At 74.7% G+C, this 18,046-nt stretch carries 13 protein-coding genes and 1 pseudogene; 5 read left to right on the top strand and 9 right to left on the bottom strand.

The features are described 5' to 3' along the window. Together RYN42_RS08735 and RYN42_RS08730 are read left to right on the top strand one after the other, a co-directional pair. A pseudogene (locus RYN42_RS08735) lies at window positions 1-303 on the top strand (hypothetical protein); the annotation flags it as partial. A 1-nt stretch (window position 304) separates the two neighbouring features. Further along, window positions 305-3,073, top strand: a complete 2,769-nt coding sequence (locus RYN42_RS08730; RefSeq protein ID WP_315095380.1) for a hypothetical protein — start codon at window positions 305-307, stop codon at window positions 3,071-3,073. Window positions 3,074-3,133: 60 nt separating this feature from the next. On the opposite strand, the gene RYN42_RS08725 is transcribed toward RYN42_RS08730, so the two are convergent. The 6 genes from RYN42_RS08725 to nirB are packed head-to-tail and all read right to left on the bottom strand — an operon-like array spanning window position 3,134 to window position 9,968. Continuing rightward, a complete protein-coding gene (locus tag RYN42_RS08725; protein ID WP_315095379.1) occupies window positions 3,134-3,883 on the bottom strand; it encodes a hypothetical protein in 750 nt (249 codons plus the stop codon). A 44-nt stretch (window positions 3,884-3,927) separates the two neighbouring features. Further along, complete coding sequence (locus RYN42_RS08720; RefSeq protein WP_315095378.1) at window positions 3,928-4,662, bottom strand: sirohydrochlorin chelatase; 735 nt, start codon at window positions 4,660-4,662, stop codon at window positions 3,928-3,930. Further along, on the bottom strand, window positions 4,659-5,777 hold the full coding sequence (locus RYN42_RS08715; protein WP_315095377.1) for a uroporphyrinogen-III synthase: 1,119 nt from the start codon (window positions 5,775-5,777) through the stop codon (window positions 4,659-4,661). Before RYN42_RS08715 ends, RYN42_RS08720 begins: the two co-directional genes overlap by 4 nt. After that, window positions 5,774-7,027: a uroporphyrinogen-III C-methyltransferase gene (cobA, locus tag RYN42_RS08710; RefSeq protein ID WP_315095376.1), complete on the bottom strand. Its 1,254-nt coding sequence runs from the start codon at window positions 7,025-7,027 to the stop codon at window positions 5,774-5,776. Before cobA ends, RYN42_RS08715 begins: the two co-directional genes overlap by 4 nt. Continuing rightward, window positions 7,024-7,398, bottom strand: a complete 375-nt coding sequence (gene nirD / locus RYN42_RS08705) for a nitrite reductase small subunit NirD (protein WP_315095374.1) — start codon at window positions 7,396-7,398, stop codon at window positions 7,024-7,026. The genes cobA and nirD overlap by 4 nt, the downstream gene beginning before the upstream one ends. Next, window positions 7,395-9,968, bottom strand: a complete 2,574-nt coding sequence (gene nirB / locus RYN42_RS08700) for a nitrite reductase large subunit NirB (protein ID WP_315095373.1) — start codon at window positions 9,966-9,968, stop codon at window positions 7,395-7,397. Before nirB ends, nirD begins: the two co-directional genes overlap by 4 nt. Before the next feature lie 136 nt (window positions 9,969-10,104). Here nirB and RYN42_RS08695 point away from each other — a divergent pair, with 136 nt between their 5' ends. From RYN42_RS08695 to RYN42_RS08685, 3 genes are all read left to right on the top strand, one after another. Next, the gene (locus RYN42_RS08695) at window positions 10,105-10,638 is read left to right on the top strand and encodes a DUF1697 domain-containing protein (protein WP_315095372.1); all 534 of its coding nucleotides are present in this window, start codon (window positions 10,105-10,107) and stop codon (window positions 10,636-10,638) included. 14 nt (window positions 10,639-10,652) lie between these two features. After that, window positions 10,653-11,099, top strand: a complete 447-nt coding sequence (locus RYN42_RS08690; RefSeq protein ID WP_315095371.1) for an HIT family protein — start codon at window positions 10,653-10,655, stop codon at window positions 11,097-11,099. Window positions 11,100-11,210: 111 nt separating this feature from the next. Continuing rightward, window positions 11,211-12,737: a molybdopterin-dependent oxidoreductase gene (locus RYN42_RS08685; protein WP_315095370.1), complete on the top strand. Its 1,527-nt coding sequence runs from the start codon at window positions 11,211-11,213 to the stop codon at window positions 12,735-12,737. Between the two features lie 163 nt (window positions 12,738-12,900). On the opposite strand, the gene RYN42_RS08680 is transcribed toward RYN42_RS08685, so the two are convergent. From RYN42_RS08680 to RYN42_RS08670, 3 genes are read right to left on the bottom strand one after another with little or no spacing between them, the layout of a single operon-like run. Continuing rightward, window positions 12,901-14,430 carry an FAD-dependent oxidoreductase gene (locus RYN42_RS08680; RefSeq protein ID WP_315095369.1) on the bottom strand — a complete coding sequence of 510 codons (1,530 nt, stop codon included), beginning with the start codon at window positions 14,428-14,430 and terminating at the stop codon, window positions 12,901-12,903. Then, complete coding sequence (locus RYN42_RS08675; protein ID WP_315095368.1) at window positions 14,427-16,583, bottom strand: molybdopterin oxidoreductase family protein; 2,157 nt, start codon at window positions 16,581-16,583, stop codon at window positions 14,427-14,429. Before RYN42_RS08675 ends, RYN42_RS08680 begins: the two co-directional genes overlap by 4 nt. Further along, window positions 16,583-17,944, bottom strand: a complete 1,362-nt coding sequence (locus RYN42_RS08670; protein WP_315095367.1) for a nitrate/nitrite transporter — start codon at window positions 17,942-17,944, stop codon at window positions 16,583-16,585. Before RYN42_RS08670 ends, RYN42_RS08675 begins: the two co-directional genes overlap by 1 nt. Window positions 17,945-18,046 lie beyond the last annotated feature (102 nt).

Here is an 18,046-nt window from a genome sequence, read left to right as displayed (position 1 = left end):
ACCCTGCTCGGTGCCGCCGCGATGGCAGGTGCCTACGAGGCCGCCTACACCGCCGACCCGTCGTCGTTCGTCACCTCGTCCGCCGCCACCGCGACCTCGATCCTGGTCGCCGCAGGCGCCGGCTTCGTCGCGACGTCCCTGCTGGGTGCGGTCGTCGTGCGCGACCGCGAGGAGGAGCGCGCCGCCGGGACGGCGTACGCCGCCGACCCGGGCGAGCCCGTCGGCGCCCACGCCGCCGAGGCGCCCCCTGCGCGCCGCGGCCTGCCTGCCACCCGTCCTTTCGACCCCCAGCCGGAGGCCTGACGTGCGACGCACGACCACCACGGCGGCCGCAGCCGTCGTCCTGATCCCCCTGCTCGTCAGCGCCGCGGGCTCCCCCGCACTGGCCGCCACGGACTCCGGCGACGTCGCCGTGACCAACACCGAGACCGTCCAGGCCCGCCTGTCCGCCAGCGGCGCGTTCCAGAGCGCCCGCGTCTACGAGCAGCTCACCCTGACCGGCTCCGGCACCGCCACGATCGAGAACCCGGTCTCCACCAAGGGCCTGCGCAACCTCGACGGGTTCGGCGGCCAGAAGGTCGTCGACGGCAAGCAGGTCAGCACGCTCACCGTCGACGGCGAGCGCCGGGAGCGGTCGCTGAGCACCTACGACAAGGAGCTGCCGCTCACCGTCGAGGTCACCTACACGTTCGACGGCGAGACCGTCCAGCCCGGCGCCGTGGTCGGCAAGTCCGGTGTCCTCGGCGTGCGCTACAAGGTCACCAACGTGACCGGCGCGACGCAGGACGTCACCTACGACGACGGCACCGGCACCCAGGCCACCGCGTCTGCGGAGACCGTCATCCCCATGATCGGCCAGCTGGTCACGGTCCTGCCGTCCTCGTTCACGGACGTGCAGTCCGCCGAGGCCGGCATCGCCGGTGACGGACGCGGTGGCACTCGCATGCAGTTCCAGATGACCCTGTTCCCGCCGATCGGCTCCGAGACCGCCGAGTTCGGCTATACCGCCCAGGTCCGGGGCGCGGTCATCCCCAAGGCGACGCTCACGTCGATGGCCGTCTCTCCCCTCTCCTACCCGTCGTTCAAGGGCGGCGCGGCCAGCTACCAGGCCGGCGCGCAGAAGGGCGTCGACCTCACGGGAGCAGGCCTGAAGCTCGACGACTCCGTCCTGCAGCTGCACGACGGCGCGGCCCAGCTGCTGGCCGGTCTGCTCCAGCTGCGCGACGGTGCCGCCAAGCTGGAGAGCGGGCTCAACGACACGGCTGCGCCGGGTGCGGCGGAGCTCGCGGCCGGCCTGAACGACCGGGCGCTGCCCGGCATCAACGAGCTGGCCGCCGGTCTGAGCGGCAAGGCCGCCTCGGGTGCCGCGCAGCTGGCGTCCGGCTTGAACACCCAGCTCGTCCCCGGTGCGGCGCAGCTCGCCGCGGGGCTCAACAACCAGCTCGCCCCCGGCGCGGCCCAACTTGCCGCGGGCCTGAACGGGTCGGCGGCACCGGGAGCCGCAGCCCTGGCCCTCGGAGCTGCGAAGCTCGACGACGGTCTGGCCCAGGCGAGCGCGAAGGCACCGGCGCTCATCGACGGTCTCACCCAGGTGGACGCCGGGCTCGCGCTCGTGGACGCCGGGCTGGAGCAGCTGTACGACAACATCGGGGCACTCAAGGACGACCCGGGGGTGGCGGCCCTGCACGCCGGGATCACCCAGCTCCGGGCAGGCATCGGGTCCACGACCACACCCGACACGCTCCTCGCCGGTGCGGACCAGCTGCGCCAGCAGGTCGGCACTGCGGCGCCCACGGCTCTGGCCACCATGGCGCTGGGCGTCTACAACACCGACCCGGCCGCTCCCGGCGCCTACCAGAAGCTCGGCTGCGCGGTCTCGGTGCTCGGTCACCTGCGACACGGCGCGGCGCCGGGCGCCGACCCCTGCTACGCCTCCTCCGGCGGCATCCGGCCGCCGCTCACGGCGACGACCGACCCCTTCGAGCAGGCTGTCCTCGACGGGCTCATCGCGCAGCTCCAGGCGGGACGCGCCGACCTGGCCGATCCGGCCAACCTGGGCAACCCGACGGTCGCGGCGTTCTACGGCGCGGCGCCGTCCGCTGACCCGACGCTCCAGCAGGGGCTCACCTACCTGCAGGGCCGCCTGGCCAACATCGCGGGACCGGGACTCACCAAGATCGAGTGCGGGCTGAGCAACGGCTCGCTGCCCGGTGTGTGCGACCCGGCCAAGCCCGGTCTGCTCGAGGGTCTCGCGCAGATCGACGGCGGCGTCACCGCGCTCGTCAGCGGCGTGACGGCCAAGGTCCAGGCCGGAGTCGGCGACGACGACGACCTCAAGGCCGACGGATCTCTGCGTGGCGGTGTCCACTCGCTGCAGGCCGGTACCGCGCAGCTCTCCGTCGGTGGGTCGACGCTGGTCTCCGGCCTGGGCCAGCTCGGCACCGGGGCGCAGCAGCTGCGTGCCGGCGCAGGCACGCTCTCCACGGGCATCCAGGGCGCCGCCGCCGGTTCCACGACGTTGTCCGGCGGCCTCAGCTCCGCGGCCGCCGGGTCCACGAAGCTGTCGGACGGCGTCAGCACCGCGGCCGCCGGCTCCACCACGCTCTCGCAGGGCATCGGGACCGCGGCGTCGGGCTCGTCGAAGCTCGCCGCGGGCATCGCCTCCGCGGCTGCCGGGTCCGAGCGTCTCGCCTCGGGGCTGCAGGACGCCGCCGCCGGCTCGACGCAGCTGTCCGACGGCCTCACGACGGCCGCCGACGGGGCGCCGAAGCTGGTCGACGGCACGCAGCGGCTGTCCGACGAGGGCACCTCGCAGGTCGTCGTCAACGGCCAGAGCACCGCGAAGGACTTCGGGGTGCGGTACGCCGTGCTGAGCGCCGAGGCCGACCGGGCCGCGGCCGAGGGCATGGCCTACGGCGCACCCGACGGTGCGGCGGGGTTCACGGCGTACTCGATCGACATCGCCGGCGTCGACCGGGCGGGTGCCAGCGTGATCGGCCGCCTCGTCCTCGCGGTCGTGCTCTTCGCCGCCGGGATCGGCCTGGCCACGCTGGCCCGGCGCAGGTTCGCCTGACCGCTCGCGCAGCGGATGCCGAAGGCGTGCGACCCCACGGGGCCGCACGCCTTCGGGCTGTCAGGCGCCGAACCCGGCGGCGAGCGTGTCGTCGATCGCCTGCTGCACCTGCGCGCGGTGCTCGGAGTCGAGCAGGGCCACGCCGTGCGCGCTGCCGGGCAGCTCGAGGAACGTGCTCGGGTCGTCGGCGCGGGACACGTCCCGGGACGAGTCGACGCCGACGCTCGAGTCGTCGGTGGACGCGATGACCAGGAGCGGACCGGCATAGCTGCTCGACGCCGACTGCGCGTCCTGGCCGTCGAAGGCGGCGGGCGGGCCGAGCACGACGACCGCCACGGGGGCGAGCTCGTCGGCGAGCGCCGCCGCGTACGTGCCGCCCTTCGAGGCGCCGACGAGGGCGACGCCCGTGGCCCCCAGGCTGCGCAGGACGTCGACCGCGCCGAGGAACGACCTCTCCCCGTCCGCGGACCAGCCGAACGACGCGACCAGGTAGCCCTCCCCCGCCAGCCGCGCCAGCTCGTCGGCCCACTGGCAGGCGTCGCCCTGGTTCTGCGGGGCGAGCAGCACAGCGTTCGACCCCGACCCGGTGAACGACACGAGCGTGGGGGCGTCCGCCGGGCCGGTGGTGACCGTGGCGGTTCCGGCGGGCAGGCACGGCGGCGTGTCGGCGGGGGTCAGGGACGCGGAGATGCCCGTCGGGGCAGGGGCCGTGCGCGTGGGCATCGCCGCGTCGTCGGTCGTCGGCGAGGTGCACGCGGCCAGCGCGAGCACGGCGAGGGCGGACGACAGGGCACGCACGGCTGTGGGCATCCCTCGTTCCTAGAGGTACGGAGCGATTCGGGGCAACCCGCGTCTCAGGTGGCGGCGTCGTACCGGTCGAGCACGATGTCCACCAGGCGACCGTCGGGCGCGAGGGGCGCGGACACCACGTCCGCACCTGACTCACGCACGCGGTCGTAGAAGTAGCCCGGCGCCAGCAGGTACGACGCGACCACGACGCGCCCACCCGGGGGCAGGTCCGCGCGGGCCGTCGCGACGGCCGCGGGGACGCGAGGCTCCGCGCCGGCCCCGTAGCCGAGGGTGACCGGCTGCTCGAGCCGGTCCGCCAGGCCGGCGGCCACCGACTCCACCGCGAGCGCGGCTGCGGGGTCCGTCGAGCCGGCCGCGGCCAGCACGACCGAGTCGTCGGGTGCGAGCCCGGCCGCCTCCAGGCGGTCCACCAGGATGTCGACGAGCCGCGGGTCGGGGCCCAGCGGTGACGCGGCGGTGGCTCCGGGCTGGTCGACCGCCGCGGCGATGTCGACCTTCACGTGGAAGCCGACCGACAGCAGCAGCGGGACGACGACCGCACCGGGGGCGTCGTTCTCCAGGGCGTACGCGACGACGTCCGCGACCTCCGGCTCCTGCACGTCGACGAACGCCTCGCGCACGTCGAGCCCGGGACGGACGGCGGCGACGCCGGTGAGGATCGAGCGGACGGCCGCGCGGCCCGCGACGTCGTCCGTGCCGTGCGAGCAGCCGACGAGGACGGGCCCTTCGGCGTCGCTGCGGTCGGTCGCCGGGCCGTGCGCGTGCAGTGCGTTGGTCATCCCGCCTCCTCCAGCTGGAGACGGTATCCCCTCTTGACCACCGTGCGGATCAGCTCCTTGCTGCCGGTGGCCTCCCGGAGGCGCGCGATGGCGACCTCGGCGGCGTGCGGGTCGCGCGAGTCGCCGGGCAGCACGCCGAGCACCTGGTCGCGCAGGACGACCGAGCCCTCCGCGGCCGCCAGCAGGCGCAGGACCTCCAGGCCGGTGGGCGTGAGCGCCAGCACGTGGCCGTCGAGCACCGCGGTCCCCCGGTGCACCTGGAGCGGGCCGGCGACCGTCTGCAGCGCCTGCAGCCCGCCGTAGTGGCCGACGAGCGCGCGCACCAGGGACCCGAGGCGCCCGCGGTCGGGCATCAGCGGCTCGATGCCGCGCTCCTGCAGCGGCTTGGCGGTGATCGGCCCGACGGCGGCCATCACCACGCTCCCGCGCCGTGCGAGCGCGACGATCGCGTCGGTGACTCCGGCCTCGTCGGCCGCCTCCAGCCACGCGTGCGCCCCCGGTGCGGACGTGAAGACGACCGCGTCGATCTCCCCCGCCGCGACCGCGCGCACCGAGAGGGCGACCGCGTTCGGGTCGGGCGGCGGGCCCCAGCGGTAGACGACCAGGCTGCGCACCCGGGCACCCGCCGCGGCGAACGCCTCGTCCAGCCCGTCCGCACCGGCTCCGTGGTGCTGCACCGCGATGTCGCGGCCGGCCACGCCCTCGTCGAGGAGCACCTCGGCGATCTCGGCGCTGGTCTCCGACTCGGCCACCCAGTCGGCCGTGAGCCCGGCCGCCTGGATGGCACCGCGCGCCTTGGGGCCGCGGGCGACGATCCGGGTGCCCTTGAGCATCTCCACGAAGGGCTCGTCCAGGCCGGCGGCGTCCGCGGCCTCGATCCAGCCGCGGAACCCGATGCCGGTGGTGACCACCACGGTGTCCGGCGGGTCGGCCAGCAGGGAGCGCGTGCCCTCGAGCAGCCGGGCGTCGTCGGTGTGCGGGACCATGCTGAGCGCGGGCGCGTGCCGGACGACGGCCCCGCGGCGGCCCAGCGCCGCAGCAAGCTCGGCCGAGCGGCGGTCGGCGGTGACGAGCACGACGAGGCCCGCGAGGGTCTGGTCGATGGGTTCGCTCACGTGGTCATTGTGACGGTCGTGTGGGCTGGAGCGTCACCACCTTCGATGAGGGACGGCTCGAGCAGGCCCTCCGCGGCGACCGCGCCCAGGACGATCACGGCGGGTGCGCGGACGCCGGCCGCGGCGGCGACGTCCACCACGTCGTCGAGCCGTGCGCGGGTGACGCGCTGACCGGGCAGGGTCCCCTCCTCGACGAGCGCGACGGGCGTGGCAGGGTCCGCACCGGCGGCGAGAGCCTCGGTGGTCAGTGCGGCCAGCGCGCTCACGCCCATGAGCACCACGACCGTGCAGGAGCCGTCGCGCAGCCCGGTGAGGGCCGCCGACGACCACCCGTCGTGCCCGTTCATCACGTGCACCGCGCCCACCGTGCCGCGGTGGGTCAGCGGGATCCCCGCGGCCGCCGGCGCAGCGAACGCGCTGCTCACCCCGGGGATCACCGCGACGGCGACGCCGGCCTCGCGGCAGGCCAGGACCTCCTCGCCGCCCCGGCCGTACACGAACGGGTCGCCGCCCTTGAGGCGCACGACGACCCGGCCCCGCTGGGCCTGCTCCACCAGGATCCGGCCGATCTCGTGCTGCGGGACCGGGTGGTGACCCGGGGTCTTGCCCACGTCGATGACCTCGACGCCGGGCGCCAGCTCGTCGAGCACCGCCACCGGCCCGAGCCGGTCGGTCACCACGACGTCCGCCTCGGCCAGCGCACGCCGGCCGGCCAGCGTGAGCAGGCCGATGTCGCCCGGTCCGCCGCCGACGAGCACGACCCGGCCCTCGTGGCTGCGCCGCCGGCGCAGGTCGATGCCGCCCTCGCGCAGCTGCGACGCGATCGCCTCCCGCACGGCGAGCGTGCGCCGCGGGTCGGGTGCGCCGCTGGAGACGACGCCGACCAGCACGTCGCCCTGCTGCGTGGTGGCGGGGGTGCGCGCCGACCCGGACGTGCCGTCACCCGCGTCCACGCAGAACGTCTGGCGGTCCGCCGACCAGGCGACGACCGCGGTGTCGGTGCTGCGGTCGCCCGTGGCCGTGTGCACCAGCCAGGCACCGTCGAGGTCGTCCTCGACGACCTCGCGGGCACGCCACTCGATCAGGCCCCAGCGGTGCAGGTCGAACAGGACCTCGCACAGCTGCGGAGCGACCACCACCACCTGGGCGGCGTCGGCGAGCAGCGACTGCACGCGGCGCGCGGCCACCGGGCCACCGCCCACGACGAGAACCCGGCGGCCGGTGAGCTGCAGCCCGAGCATCGTGGTCACGAGCCCACCTCCACGAGCCCGTCGCGGACCCGGACGGGCCAGGTGCGCAGGTCGGGGGCCAGGTCTCGCGCGGGCGTCTTGCCCGCCACGTCGAGGCAGCGGCCGGTGGTCAGGTCGAACACCTGCTTGTACATCGGGGACGCGACGGTCGGCACGTCGGCCCCGTCCACCTGGCGGGAGCCGACGATCCCCCGCGACAGGACGTGGGCGTCGCTGAACGGGTCGTGCTGCTGGACCGCCAGGACGCGGCCGTCCAGGAGCCGGAACAGAGCGACCTGGTCGGCGCCGAGGAGCGCCGCGGCCCCGCGTTCCGGAGCGAGGTCGTCGAGCCGGCAGACCGTGGTCCACACCGTCGTCTCGAGCGCGGTCATGAGCGCACCTCCAGGGTGGTTCCGGCGACGAGGACGGGTTCGCCGCGCAGCGCGGCCGCGCGCTCCTGCGTCGTGGCGGGACGCGACTGGCCGCGCTCCGGCACGTACGCCAGCGAGGGGTCCGGCGTGTCGGGGGCGTTCACGAAGGACGCGAACCGGCGCAGCTTCTCGGGGTCCTCCAGCGTGGCCTTCCACTCGTCCTCGTACTCGACGACGTGCAGGGCCATCTGCTCGTCCAGGTCGGCCGCGATGCCCAGCGAGTCGTCCATGACGACCGCGCGCACACCCTCCAGCCCGCCCTCGACGTCCTCGATCCACGGCGCCGTGCGCTGCAGGCGGTCCGCGGTGCGCACGTAGTAGAGGAGGAACCGGTCGATGGTGCGGACCAGGGTCTCGGTGTCCAGGTCCTCGGCGAGCAGCTGCGCGTGCCGCGGGGTGAAGCCGCCGTTGCCCCCCACGTAGACGTTCCAGCCCTTGTCCGTGGCGATGACGCCGACGTCCTTGCCGCGGGCCTCCGCGCACTCGCGCGCGCAGCCGGAGACGCCGAGCTTGATCTTGTGCGGTGAGCGCAGGCCGCGGTACCGCAGCTCGAGCATGACCGCGAGCGCCACCGAGTCCTGCACCCCGAACCGGCACCAGGTCGAGCCGACGCAGGACTTCACCGTGCGCAGCGACTTCCCGTACGCGTGGCCGGACTCGAACCCGGCGTCGACCAGGCGCTGCCAGATGAGCGGCAGCTGGTCGATGCGGGCGCCGAACATGTCGATCCGCTGGCCGCCCGTGATCTTGGTGTACAGACCGAAGTCCTTGGCCACCTCCCCGATCGCGATCAGGCCCTCGGGCGTCACCTCGCCGCCGGCGATGCGCGGGACCACCGAGTAGGAGCCGTCCTTCTGCAGGTTCGCCATGACGTGGTCGTTGGTGTCCTGCAGCGTGGCCCGCTCGCCCTCGAGGACGTGCGCCGGGGACGTCGTCGCCAGGATGGACGCGACCGTCGGGCGGCAGATGTCGCAGCCGCGGCCACCGGTGCCGAACCGCTCGATGATCTGCGTGAACGACGCCGCACCCGAGACCCGCACAGCGTCGTAGAGCTGCGCGCGGGACAGGCCGAAGTGCTCGCACAGGGCGGTGCTGACGGTGATGCCCTGCTTCTGCAGCTCGGTGGTGACCAGCTTCTTGACCAGCGGGAGGCACGAGCCGCAGCTGGTGCCGGCGCGGGTGCACGCCTTGACCGCGCCGAGGTCGGTGCAGCCGTGCTCGGTCACCGCGCCGCGGATGGTGCCGGCCGAGACGTTGTTGCACGAGCACACGCCGGCGTCGTCGGGCAGCTCGAGCTCCGGCGCTCCGCCGCCCTCGGGCAGCAGGAACGCGGCCGGGTCGCCCGGCAGCTCGCGGCCCAGCATCGGTCGCAGGCTCGCGTACGCGCTGGCGTCGCCGACGAGCACGCCGCCGAGCAGGGTGCGGGCGTCGTCGGACATGACGAGCTTCTTGTAGACGCCGCCCACGGGGTCGGCCCAGACGATCTCCAGGGCGCCGGGGGTCTGACCGAACGCGTCGCCGAAGCTGGCGACGTCGACGCCCGAGAGCTTGAGCTTGGTCGCCGTGTCGGCGCCGGGGAACGTGGACGCGCCACCGAGCAGCCGGTCCGCGGTGATCTCCGCCATCGCGTAGCCCGGTGCGACCAGGCCGATCGTCGCCCCCTGGATGCACGCGACCTCGCCGACTGCGGAGACCGCCGGGTCGCTGGTCAGGCAGGTGTCGTCGACCACCACGCCGCCGCGTTCGCCGATCGCGAGGCCGGAGGCCCGGCCGAGCTCGTCGCGCGGACGCACCCCGGCGGCGACCACGACGACGTCGGCGTCGACGCGGCCCCCGTCGGCGAGGTCCAGGCGACCCACCCCGCCGCGGCGGTGCGGCCGGATGCGGGTGGTCATGGCGTTGAGCCGGACGCCGACGCCGAGCTGGTTGATGAGCCGGCGCAGGGCCTCGCCACCGCCCAGGTCCACCTGCGCCGACATGAGGTGCGTGCCCACCTGCAGCACGGTGGTCCGAGCACCCAGCGCCTGGAGCGCCCCCGCCGCCTCGAGCCCGAGCAGGCCGCCACCGAGGACGACCCCCTTGACCACGCGGTCCTCGGCGAGCTTCTCGACGTAGCCCCGGAGCTCCGCGACGTCGTCGACCGTGCGGTAGACGAAGACGCCCGGCAGGTCCGCGCCCTCGATCGGCGGCACCCACGCCGACGAGCCCGTGGCCAGGACGAGGTGGTCGTAGTGCTCGGTGCGGCCGTGGGCGGTGGTCACCGTCTTCGCGTCGCGGTCGACGTGCGTGACCGCGTCGTCGCGGACGAGCGTCACCAGCGGGTCGTCCCAGAGCTCCGGGTCGCCGAGCGCCAGGTCGTCGGCGTCGCGCCCCGAGAAGTAGCTGGTCAGCGCGACCCGGTCGTAGGGGCGGCGCGGCTCCTCGGCCAGGACCGTGATGCGCCACGCGCCGGCGGTGTCCCGGTCGCGCATCGCCTCGACCAGCCGCTGGGCGACCATGCCGCCGCCGACGACGACGAGGTGCTGGTTCATGGGGTGCTCCGTCGCGCTGGGGGGGTGGGGCACCTGCAACGGTAGGAACCGGTTGTTTCCATCGGTCGCATCCCTCCGTTACCTCTCGGGAACCTTTCGCGCACATGACGTTGGTCCCGAGTGTGAGAGTGGCGTCATGAGTCCCGTCATCGCCCTGCTGCGGGCCGCCAACGTGGGCGGCCGGACCATCAAGGCCGCGCAGCTGCGCGCGGCCGCCGAAGGCCTCGGGCACACCGCGGTCACCACGTACGTGAACAGCGGGAACCTCGTCCTGGTCCCTGCCGGCAAGGCGTCCGACGTCGGCGCCGGGCTGTCGGCGGCGCTCGGTGCGGAGCTCGGCTTCGACGTCCCCGTCCTCACGCGGACGCTGCCGCAGTGGGACGCGATCGTGGCCCGCGTCCCGTTCCCCGACGAGGTCGCGTCCGACCCCTCCCACCTGGTCCTCTACTGCTGGGACGGCACTCCGAAGGACACCTCGTTCGACCCGGCGCCCTACGGCAACGAGAAGGTCGCGTTCGCCGGCGACGAGACGTATGCCTGCTACCCGGACGGCATCGGCCGCTCGAAGCTGACGCTCCCCGTGCTCGAGAAGGCGACCGGGCGCTCCGGGACGGCCCGCAACTGGAACACCGTGCTCGCCCTGCAGCGGCTCGCCCGCGAGCGCGCGTGACTAGCGTGGTCGCCATGACCACCGTGTTCACCCAGATCATCGCCGGCGACATCCCTGGCCGGTTCGTGTGGGCCGACGACGTCGCCGTCGCGTTCGGCACCATCGCCCCGATCACCGACGGGCACGTGCTCGTGGTGCCGCGCGACGAGATCGTGCAGCTCACCGAGGCGCCCGACGACGTGCTCGCGCACCTGATGCTCGTCGCCAAGGCGATCGGCGCCGCGCAGCAGGTCGCCTGGTCCGCGCCGCGCGCCGCACTTCTCGTCGCCGGCTTCGAGGTCGACCACCTGCATCTGCACGTGCTGCCCGCGTGGGACGAGGCCAGCCTGTCGTTCCGCAACGCCCGCCACGACGTGCCCGCGGCGGAGCTGGACGCGGCCGCCGCACGGGTGCGGGATGCCCTGGTCGCGCAGGGCCACGGCGCGCACGTCCCCGCCACGCTGGGCTCCCCGGCCCTCTAACCCCGTGTGGCGCACAGGCTGCGCAGGCACCATGGGTGACGACATCCGGCGCTGAGCGGGGCAGAGTCTGTGCAGGCCGGGGTGCACGGCCACCGAGGAGGCAGGCAGCAGATGGCTGGACGTCGAGACACCGCTCTTGCCGCGCTCGCCGGCGTGGCCGCCGGGGTGGTGACGATCGGGGTGGGCTCGCTCGTCGCACTGCTCACCGGGCCGACCACCGACCCGCTCGTCGCGGTCGGCGGTGCGTTCGTCGACGCGACGCCCGCGTGGCTGAAGGACGCCGCCGCGTCGACGTTCGGCACCGCGGACAAGGTGGTGCTCGGCGTCGGCGAGGTGATCGTCCTCCTGGCGCTCGCGGGGTTGGCCGGGGTGCTCGCGGCGCGGCGGTGGGCCTGGGGGGCGACGCTGGTCGTGGTCCTCGGAGCCGTCGCCGGGCTGGCCGCGATGGGCCGTCCCGACGCCGGGACGCTCGCCGCGGCGCCCGCCATCGTGGGGGCGGTGGCCGGTCTGCTGACGTTGCGCGAGCTGGTCCGGCGGCTGCCGGGTGCACCGGCCCGACCGCGACCCGAGGGCGTCGCGCGCAGGGCCTTCCTGCAGGCCACCGCCGTGGCCGGCGTGCTCGGCGCGGTCGGGGTTCTGGTGGGCCGGGCCATCGGGTCGGGGGCGCGCGGGGCGCAGGCGGCGCGCGCGGCGATCCGCATCCCGCAGCCGTCCACCACCGCGGCACCCGTCCCGGCGGGGGTCGACATCGGCGTCGACGGCGTCGGACCGTGGCAGACGCCCGCGGACGAGTTCTACCGGATCGACACCGCGCTGGTGGTCCCGCAGGTGGACCCGAGCACCTGGAGCCTGCGCGTGCACGGCATGGTCGAGCAGGAGGTCACGCTCACGTGGGACGAGCTGCTGGCGGGCGACCTGGTCGAGGCGTGGGTGACCCTGGCCTGCGTCTCCAACCCGGTCGGCGGTGACCTCATCGGCAACCAGAAGTGGCTCGGGCTGCCCATCGCGGACCTGCTGGCACGGGCCCGGCCCACCGGCGACGCGGACATGGTGCTCTCCCGCAGCGTCGACGGTTTCACGGCGTCCACGCCGCTGGCCGCCCTCACCGACGGCCGCGACGCCCTGCTGGCCGTCGCGATGGACGGCGAGCCGCTGCCCGTCGAGCACGGCTTCCCCGTGCGCATGGTGGTCCCGGGGCTGTACGGGTACGTGTCCGCGACCAAGTGGGTGACGGAGCTCCGCGTCACGCGGTTCGCCGACGCCACCGCCTACTGGACGGACCGCGGCTGGTCCCCCGAGGGACCGATCAAGACCCAGTCGCGCATCGAGGTGCCCCGGCCCGGAGCAGCCGTCGACGCCGGGTCGGTGGTCGTCGCCGGCACCGCGTGGGCGCAGCACCGAGGCGTCACCGGCGTGCAGGTGCGGGTCGACGACGGCAGCTGGAACGACGCGACGCTGGCGGACGACGGCGGCATCGACTCCTGGCGGCAGTGGTCCTGGACGTGGGACGCCGAGCCCGGCGAGTACCAGCTGTTCGTCCGCGCCTCGGACCCGCAGGGCCCGCAGACCGGTGCGCAGGCGGGCGTCATCCCGGACGGCGCCACGGGCTACGACACGGTCCGCGTCACGGTCACCTGACCCGGCCACGCCCCACCGCCCACGCCCCACGCCCCACGCCCCACGCCCCACGCCCCACGCCCCACGCCCCACGCCCAGAACAACATGGCTGCCGCTCCGGGCGGTCAGAACGGCAGCCGGGTTGTTCTCGGCGAGGTCGACGGGCAGGGGCCGGTTGACGGGGTCAGGGCGTGGAGGCCGGGGTGCGTTCGCGGGGGGTGGGGGTCGACGGGGCCGGGGCGGGGGTCGGCTGGTCCGGGTCGGAGCGGCGCAGCCAGTCGACGATGCCGCAGACCGCGTCCTGGCAGCCGCCGCAGCCGGTGGTCGCTCGGGTCGCGGCGGCGACGTCGTCCACGCTGCGTGCCCCGTGCCGCCAGCAGCCGACGATGTCGCCCTTGGTGACGCCGTTGCACCGGCACACGACCGCGCGGTCCGGCATCATCGTCGGGCTCGCGGCCGGCACGGCGGTGCCCGCCACCGGACGCATGAGCAGGTGCGCGGGGTCGGCCGGTGCCGGCGTGCCGCGCGTGTAGGCCGCGACCAGGTCCGCCGCGACGGGTCCGGCGCCGACGCAGGTGGCGCCGACGACGCGGCCGTCCGCGACGACGACCTCGATGTGCCGGCCCCCCTCGGGGTCGCTGAGCCGGACCCGCCGCCCGCCGACCGCCGGACCGCTGATCCCCATGGCGACGACGTCGAGCCCCACGCCCTTGACCTTGACCACGTCGGTACCCACGGTCGGCAGCGGGACGTCATCGCGTGCGGCCGACGGCTCGGTGAGCAGCGTCGCGAGGCGTCGCGCCTGGTCCCAGCCCTGCGCGATGAGCCCGCTGCCGCCCTCGGGGGGCTCGGCGCAGTCGCCGATGGCGAAGACGCGCGCGTCGGCGGGTGAGGACAGGTCCGGCCCGACGACGATGCCGCGACCCACGTCGAGACCGGCGCGCTGGGCGAGGCCGACCTCCGGGGACGTCCCCGCGGTCAGGACGAGGAGGTCGGCGGGCAGCTCCTCGCCGCCCTCGAGCCGCACGCCTCTGACGCGCCCGTCGCTGACCAGCGCCTCCTCGGTGCGGGCGGCGACCCGGACCGCGATGCCCAGCGAGGTCAGCCGCGCCGTGGTCACCGTGGCAGCGGCACCGTCGAGCTGCCGGTCCATGAGGTGCGTCCCCCCGTGCACCACCGTCACGGGCACGCCGCGGTGGGCGAGCCCGCACGCCACCTCGAGCCCGAGCACCCCGCCGCCGACCACCACGGCGCGGCGCGCGTTCACCGTGGCCGCGACGATCTCGCGTGCGTCGTCGAGGGTGCGCAGCGCGTGCACGCCGGCGGGGAGGTCGTCGCCGTCGCGCGGGCCGAACAGGTCGGGGATGCGCGCCCGTGCTCCGGTGGCCAGCACCAGGACGTCGTACGGGTGCCGCCCGCCGGCGTGGTCGTGCACGACGCCGGCGGCCCGGTCGACGGTGACCGCCCGGGTGCCGGGCAGCACCTCGCTACCGGTGCGGTGCGCACCGCGCGGGAGGGTGATCGAGGCGACGTCCAGCTTGCCCGCGACCACCTCGGACAGGAGCACGCGGTTGTACGGCTCGTACTCCTCGTCCCCGAGCACGGTGGTGCGGAACCGGCCCCTCGGGTCCCGCTGGTGCAGGTCGTCGACGAACCGCGCGCCGACCATGCCGTGGCCGACCACGACGACGCGGACCTGGTTCCCGGAGCTCATCGGACGGCCTCCCCCGCGAACAGCAACGACTCGTCCTCGAGCACCTCGACCGGCCCCTCCCACCGCCGGACGTCCACCGCGCACACCTTGAACTCCGGCATCCCGGAGACCGGGTCGGTGGCGTCGGTGGTGAGCCGGTTGGCGCTGCTGGTGCCGGCCCAGTGGAACGGCAGGAACACGGTGTCGGTGCGGACCGCGTCGGTCACCCGGGCACGGACCACCCCGCGGCCGCGTCCGGTGTCCAGCTGCACGAGGTCGGACTCGGCGATGCCGAGCCGGTCGGCCAGCAGCGGGTGGATCTCGACGTAGGGTGCGGGTGCGCTGCGCACGAGCTCGGGCACCCGGCGCGTCTGCGCACCGGACTGGTAGTGCGCGAGCACCCGCCCGGTCACCAGGAACAGGGGTGCGTCGCGGCGCAGGTCGTCCGACGGCCCGCGGTGGTCCACCGGGATCAGCCGGGCGCGTCCGTCGGGCGTCGCGAAGCGGTCGAGGAACATCCGCGGGGTGCCGGGGTGCGGCGTCGGCCCCGCAGGAACCGGCCAGAACAGGTCCGCCTCGGCATCCAGTCGCGCGTGGCTGAGCCCGCTGTAGTCGGCGCGGCCACCGGCGGACGCCCGGGCGAGCTCGTCGAACACCAGCGCGGGCGACGTGTCGAACCGGACCGTCGAGCCCAGGCGCTCCGCCAGGTCGGCGAGGATCTCCAGCTCGCTGCGCACCCCGGGCGGCGGCGGCAGAGCGCGACGGCGCCGGATGACGCGTCCCTCGAGCGACGTCATCGTGCCCTCCTCCTCCGCCCACTGCGTCACGGGGAGCACGACGTCGGCCAGGAGGGCGGTCTCCGACGGGAAGAAGTCGCACACCACCAGCAGGTCGAGGGCGGCGAGCCGCTCCCGCACGCGGTCCGCGTCCGGCGCGCTGACCAGCACGTTCGACCCGTGCACCAGCAGCGCGCGCGGACCGCCGGGCGTGCCGAGCGACCGCAGCAGCTCGATCGCGGGCATCCCGGTGCGCGGCAGGTCCGCCGGGTCCACGCCCCAGACGCCGGCGACGTGCGCGCGTGCCGACTCGTCCTCGATCGACCGGTAGCCGGGCAGCTGGTCCGCCTTCTGCCCGTGCTCGCGGCCACCCTGCCCGTTGCCCTGACCCGTGATGGCGCCGTAGCCCGACCCGACCCGACCCGGCAGACCGAGCAGGAGCGCGAGCGTGATGGCCGCGGTCACGGTGTCGGTGCCCTGCGTGCTCTGCTCGACCCCGCGCCCGGTGAGGACGTACGCACCCGTCCCGCCGCGGGACGGGGACGCGTTGGCCAGCAGGAACGCGGTGCGCCGCAGCGAGGCGACGGGGACACCGGTCACCTGCTCGGTCCGCTCGGGCCACCAGAGGGCCAGCGACCTGCGGATGTCGTCGAGACCCGTGGTCCGCGCGTCGAGGTACGCGAGGTCCGCGAGGCCCTCGGCCAAGATGATGTGCGCGATCCCGAGCAGCAGCGCGAGGTCGGTGCCGGGGACGGGCTGGACGTGCAGGCCGCGCTCGTCGGTGGTCAGGTCCGCGGTCGCCGAGCGCCGCGGGTCGACCACGATCAGGCCGCCACGCTCCCGCACGCCGGCGAGGTGCTGGACGGCCGGCGGCATGGTCTCCGCGAGGTTGGAACCGAGCAGCAGGACCGCCTGCGCGCTGCCGAGGTCGGCCAGCGGGAACGGCAGCCCGCGGTCGAGCCCGAGCGTCCGGTTCGCTCCGGCTGCCGCGCTCGCCATGCAGAACCGGCCGTTGTAGTCGATGTTCGGCGTGGCCAGCACGGTCCGCGCGAACTTGCCGAGCGCGTACGCCTTCTCGTTGGTCAGACCGCCGCCGCCGAACACGGCGACGGACTCCGGGCCGTGGGCACCGCGCAGGGCGGCCAGCCGGGTGGCGACGAACGTGAGGGCGGTGTCCCAGGAGACCGGCTCACCGCGCAGGAGCGGCGTGGTCAGGCGGTCGGAGTGCCGCAGGAGCGTGGGCGACGTCCAGCCCTTCTGGCACATGCCGCCCTTGTTGGTGGGGAAGTCCCGGCCCGCGGCGGCGACGGTGCCGTCGCTCGAGGCGTGCAGCGTCTGGGCGCACTGCAGCGCGCAGTACGGGCAGTGCGTGTCTGCCGACGCGGACCGGGACGACATCAGATGACCGTCGCGCCGAAGCTGCCGGTGCGGCGCTGGTACACGGCCCACGTCGTGATGCCCATGACGACGTACAGGCCGACGATCACCCAGAGGGCCGCCTGGATGTTCCCGGTCATGGTCGTGGAGACGGCGAACCCGCGCGGGATGAGGAAGCCGCCGAACGCGCCCACCGCGCCGGCGATGCCGAGGCACCCGGCGGCGGCCTTGATGCGGCGTGCGCGGTCCTCGGCGTCGCCGGCACCGAACCGGAACACCGCGGGGATCATCCGGTAGACCGAGCCGTTACCCGCTCCGGTGGCGACGAACAGGACCAGGAACGAGGCGAGGAACGGTCCGAACGCGTGGGCGCGCAGGGCGAAGATCGCGCAGACCACGCCGGTCCCCATCACCGCGAACGAGGCGACGGTCACCCGAGCGCCCCCGAGCTTGTCGGCGAGCATGCCGCCGAGCGGGCGGGCGATGGACCCGACCAGGGCGCCGGCGAACGCGATCGAGATCGTGACCTCGGGGAACTGGTTCTTCAGCAGCGTGGGGAACGCGCCGGAGAAGCCGATGAAGGAGCCGAAGGTGCCGATGTAGATGAACGAGATGATCCAGGTGTGCCGCGAGTGCGCCGCGACGCCGTAGGAACGCGGGTCCGCCTTGGCGTGGGACAGGTTGTCCATGTAGCGCCACGCGAGCACCGCGGACAGGATGACGAGCGGCACGAACATCAGGCCTGCGCGCTCGAGCTCCATGCCGGCGGCGCCGACGATGACGAGCGGGACTGCGAACTGCACGGCCGCCGTGCCGAGGTTGCCGCCCGCCGCATTGAGGCCGAGCGCGCGGCCCTTCTCCCGCTCCGGGTAGAAGAACGAGATGTTGGCCATCGAGGAGGCGAAGTTGCCGCCACCGACGCCGGCGAGCGCGGCGACCGCGAGCAGGGCGGGAAAGCCCAGCTGCGGGTTCTGCACGGCGATCGCGAGGCCGATCGTGGGCACCAGCAGCAGGAGGGCGGACACGATGGTCCAGTTGCGGCCGCCGAACAGGGGCACCGCGAACGTGTAGGGGATCCGCAGCGTCGCGCCCACCAGGGACGGCAGCGCGATGAGCCAGAACATCTGGTCCACCGTGAGGGCGAAGCCGGCCGCCGGCAGCTGCGGGACGACGATGCTCCAGAGCGCCCAGACGGCGAACCCGAGGAACTCGGCGAACACCGACAGGCCGAGGTTGCGGCGGGCGATCGCCCGTCCGGCGGCGGCCCACTGGCCACCGTCCTCGGGGTTCCAGCCGTCGATCCACCGGCCGGGTCGGTGCTCGAGCGGTGCAGCGTCGAGGACGGGTGTGGTGCCGGCGTCGGTCGCGAGCTGTGTCGCCATGGGGACCTCCGGGAGGACAGGGGCAAGGGGGGCTGGTCGACGACGACGCTAGGGAGCGGATGTTTCGCCCGACCTGCCCGGACGGTTGCGCGCACGGTTCTT

Origin of the sequence: uncultured Cellulomonas sp., assembly GCF_963527515.1 — a bacterium.
GTDB lineage: Bacteria > Actinomycetota > Actinomycetes > Actinomycetales > Cellulomonadaceae > Cellulomonas.
This window is presented reverse-complemented; position numbering and strand designations above follow the sequence as displayed.

Excerpts from the sequence above, each read along its gene's own strand:
- nirB (WP_315095373.1), bottom strand. The coding sequence starts at position 9,968 with ATGAACCAGCACCTCGTCGTCGTCGGCGGCGGCATGGTCGCCCAGCGG.
- RYN42_RS08725 (WP_315095379.1), bottom strand. The coding sequence starts at position 3,883 with ATGCCCACAGCCGTGCGTGCCCTGTCGTCCGCCCTCGCCGTGCTCGCG.
- nirD (WP_315095374.1), bottom strand. The coding sequence starts at position 7,398 with ATGACCGCGCTCGAGACGACGGTGTGGACCACGGTCTGCCGGCTCGAC.
- RYN42_RS08675 (WP_315095368.1), bottom strand. The coding sequence starts at position 16,583 with ATGTCGTCCCGGTCCGCGTCGGCAGACACGCACTGCCCGTACTGCGCG.
- RYN42_RS08670 (WP_315095367.1), bottom strand. The coding sequence starts at position 17,944 with ATGGCGACACAGCTCGCGACCGACGCCGGCACCACACCCGTCCTCGAC.
- RYN42_RS08720 (WP_315095378.1), bottom strand. The coding sequence starts at position 4,662 with ATGACCAACGCACTGCACGCGCACGGCCCGGCGACCGACCGCAGCGAC.
- RYN42_RS08680 (WP_315095369.1), bottom strand. The coding sequence starts at position 14,430 with ATGAGCTCCGGGAACCAGGTCCGCGTCGTCGTGGTCGGCCACGGCATG.
- RYN42_RS08685 (WP_315095370.1), top strand. The coding sequence starts at position 11,211 with ATGGCTGGACGTCGAGACACCGCTCTTGCCGCGCTCGCCGGCGTGGCC.
- RYN42_RS08695 (WP_315095372.1), top strand. The coding sequence starts at position 10,105 with ATGAGTCCCGTCATCGCCCTGCTGCGGGCCGCCAACGTGGGCGGCCGG.
- RYN42_RS08690 (WP_315095371.1), top strand. The coding sequence starts at position 10,653 with ATGACCACCGTGTTCACCCAGATCATCGCCGGCGACATCCCTGGCCGG.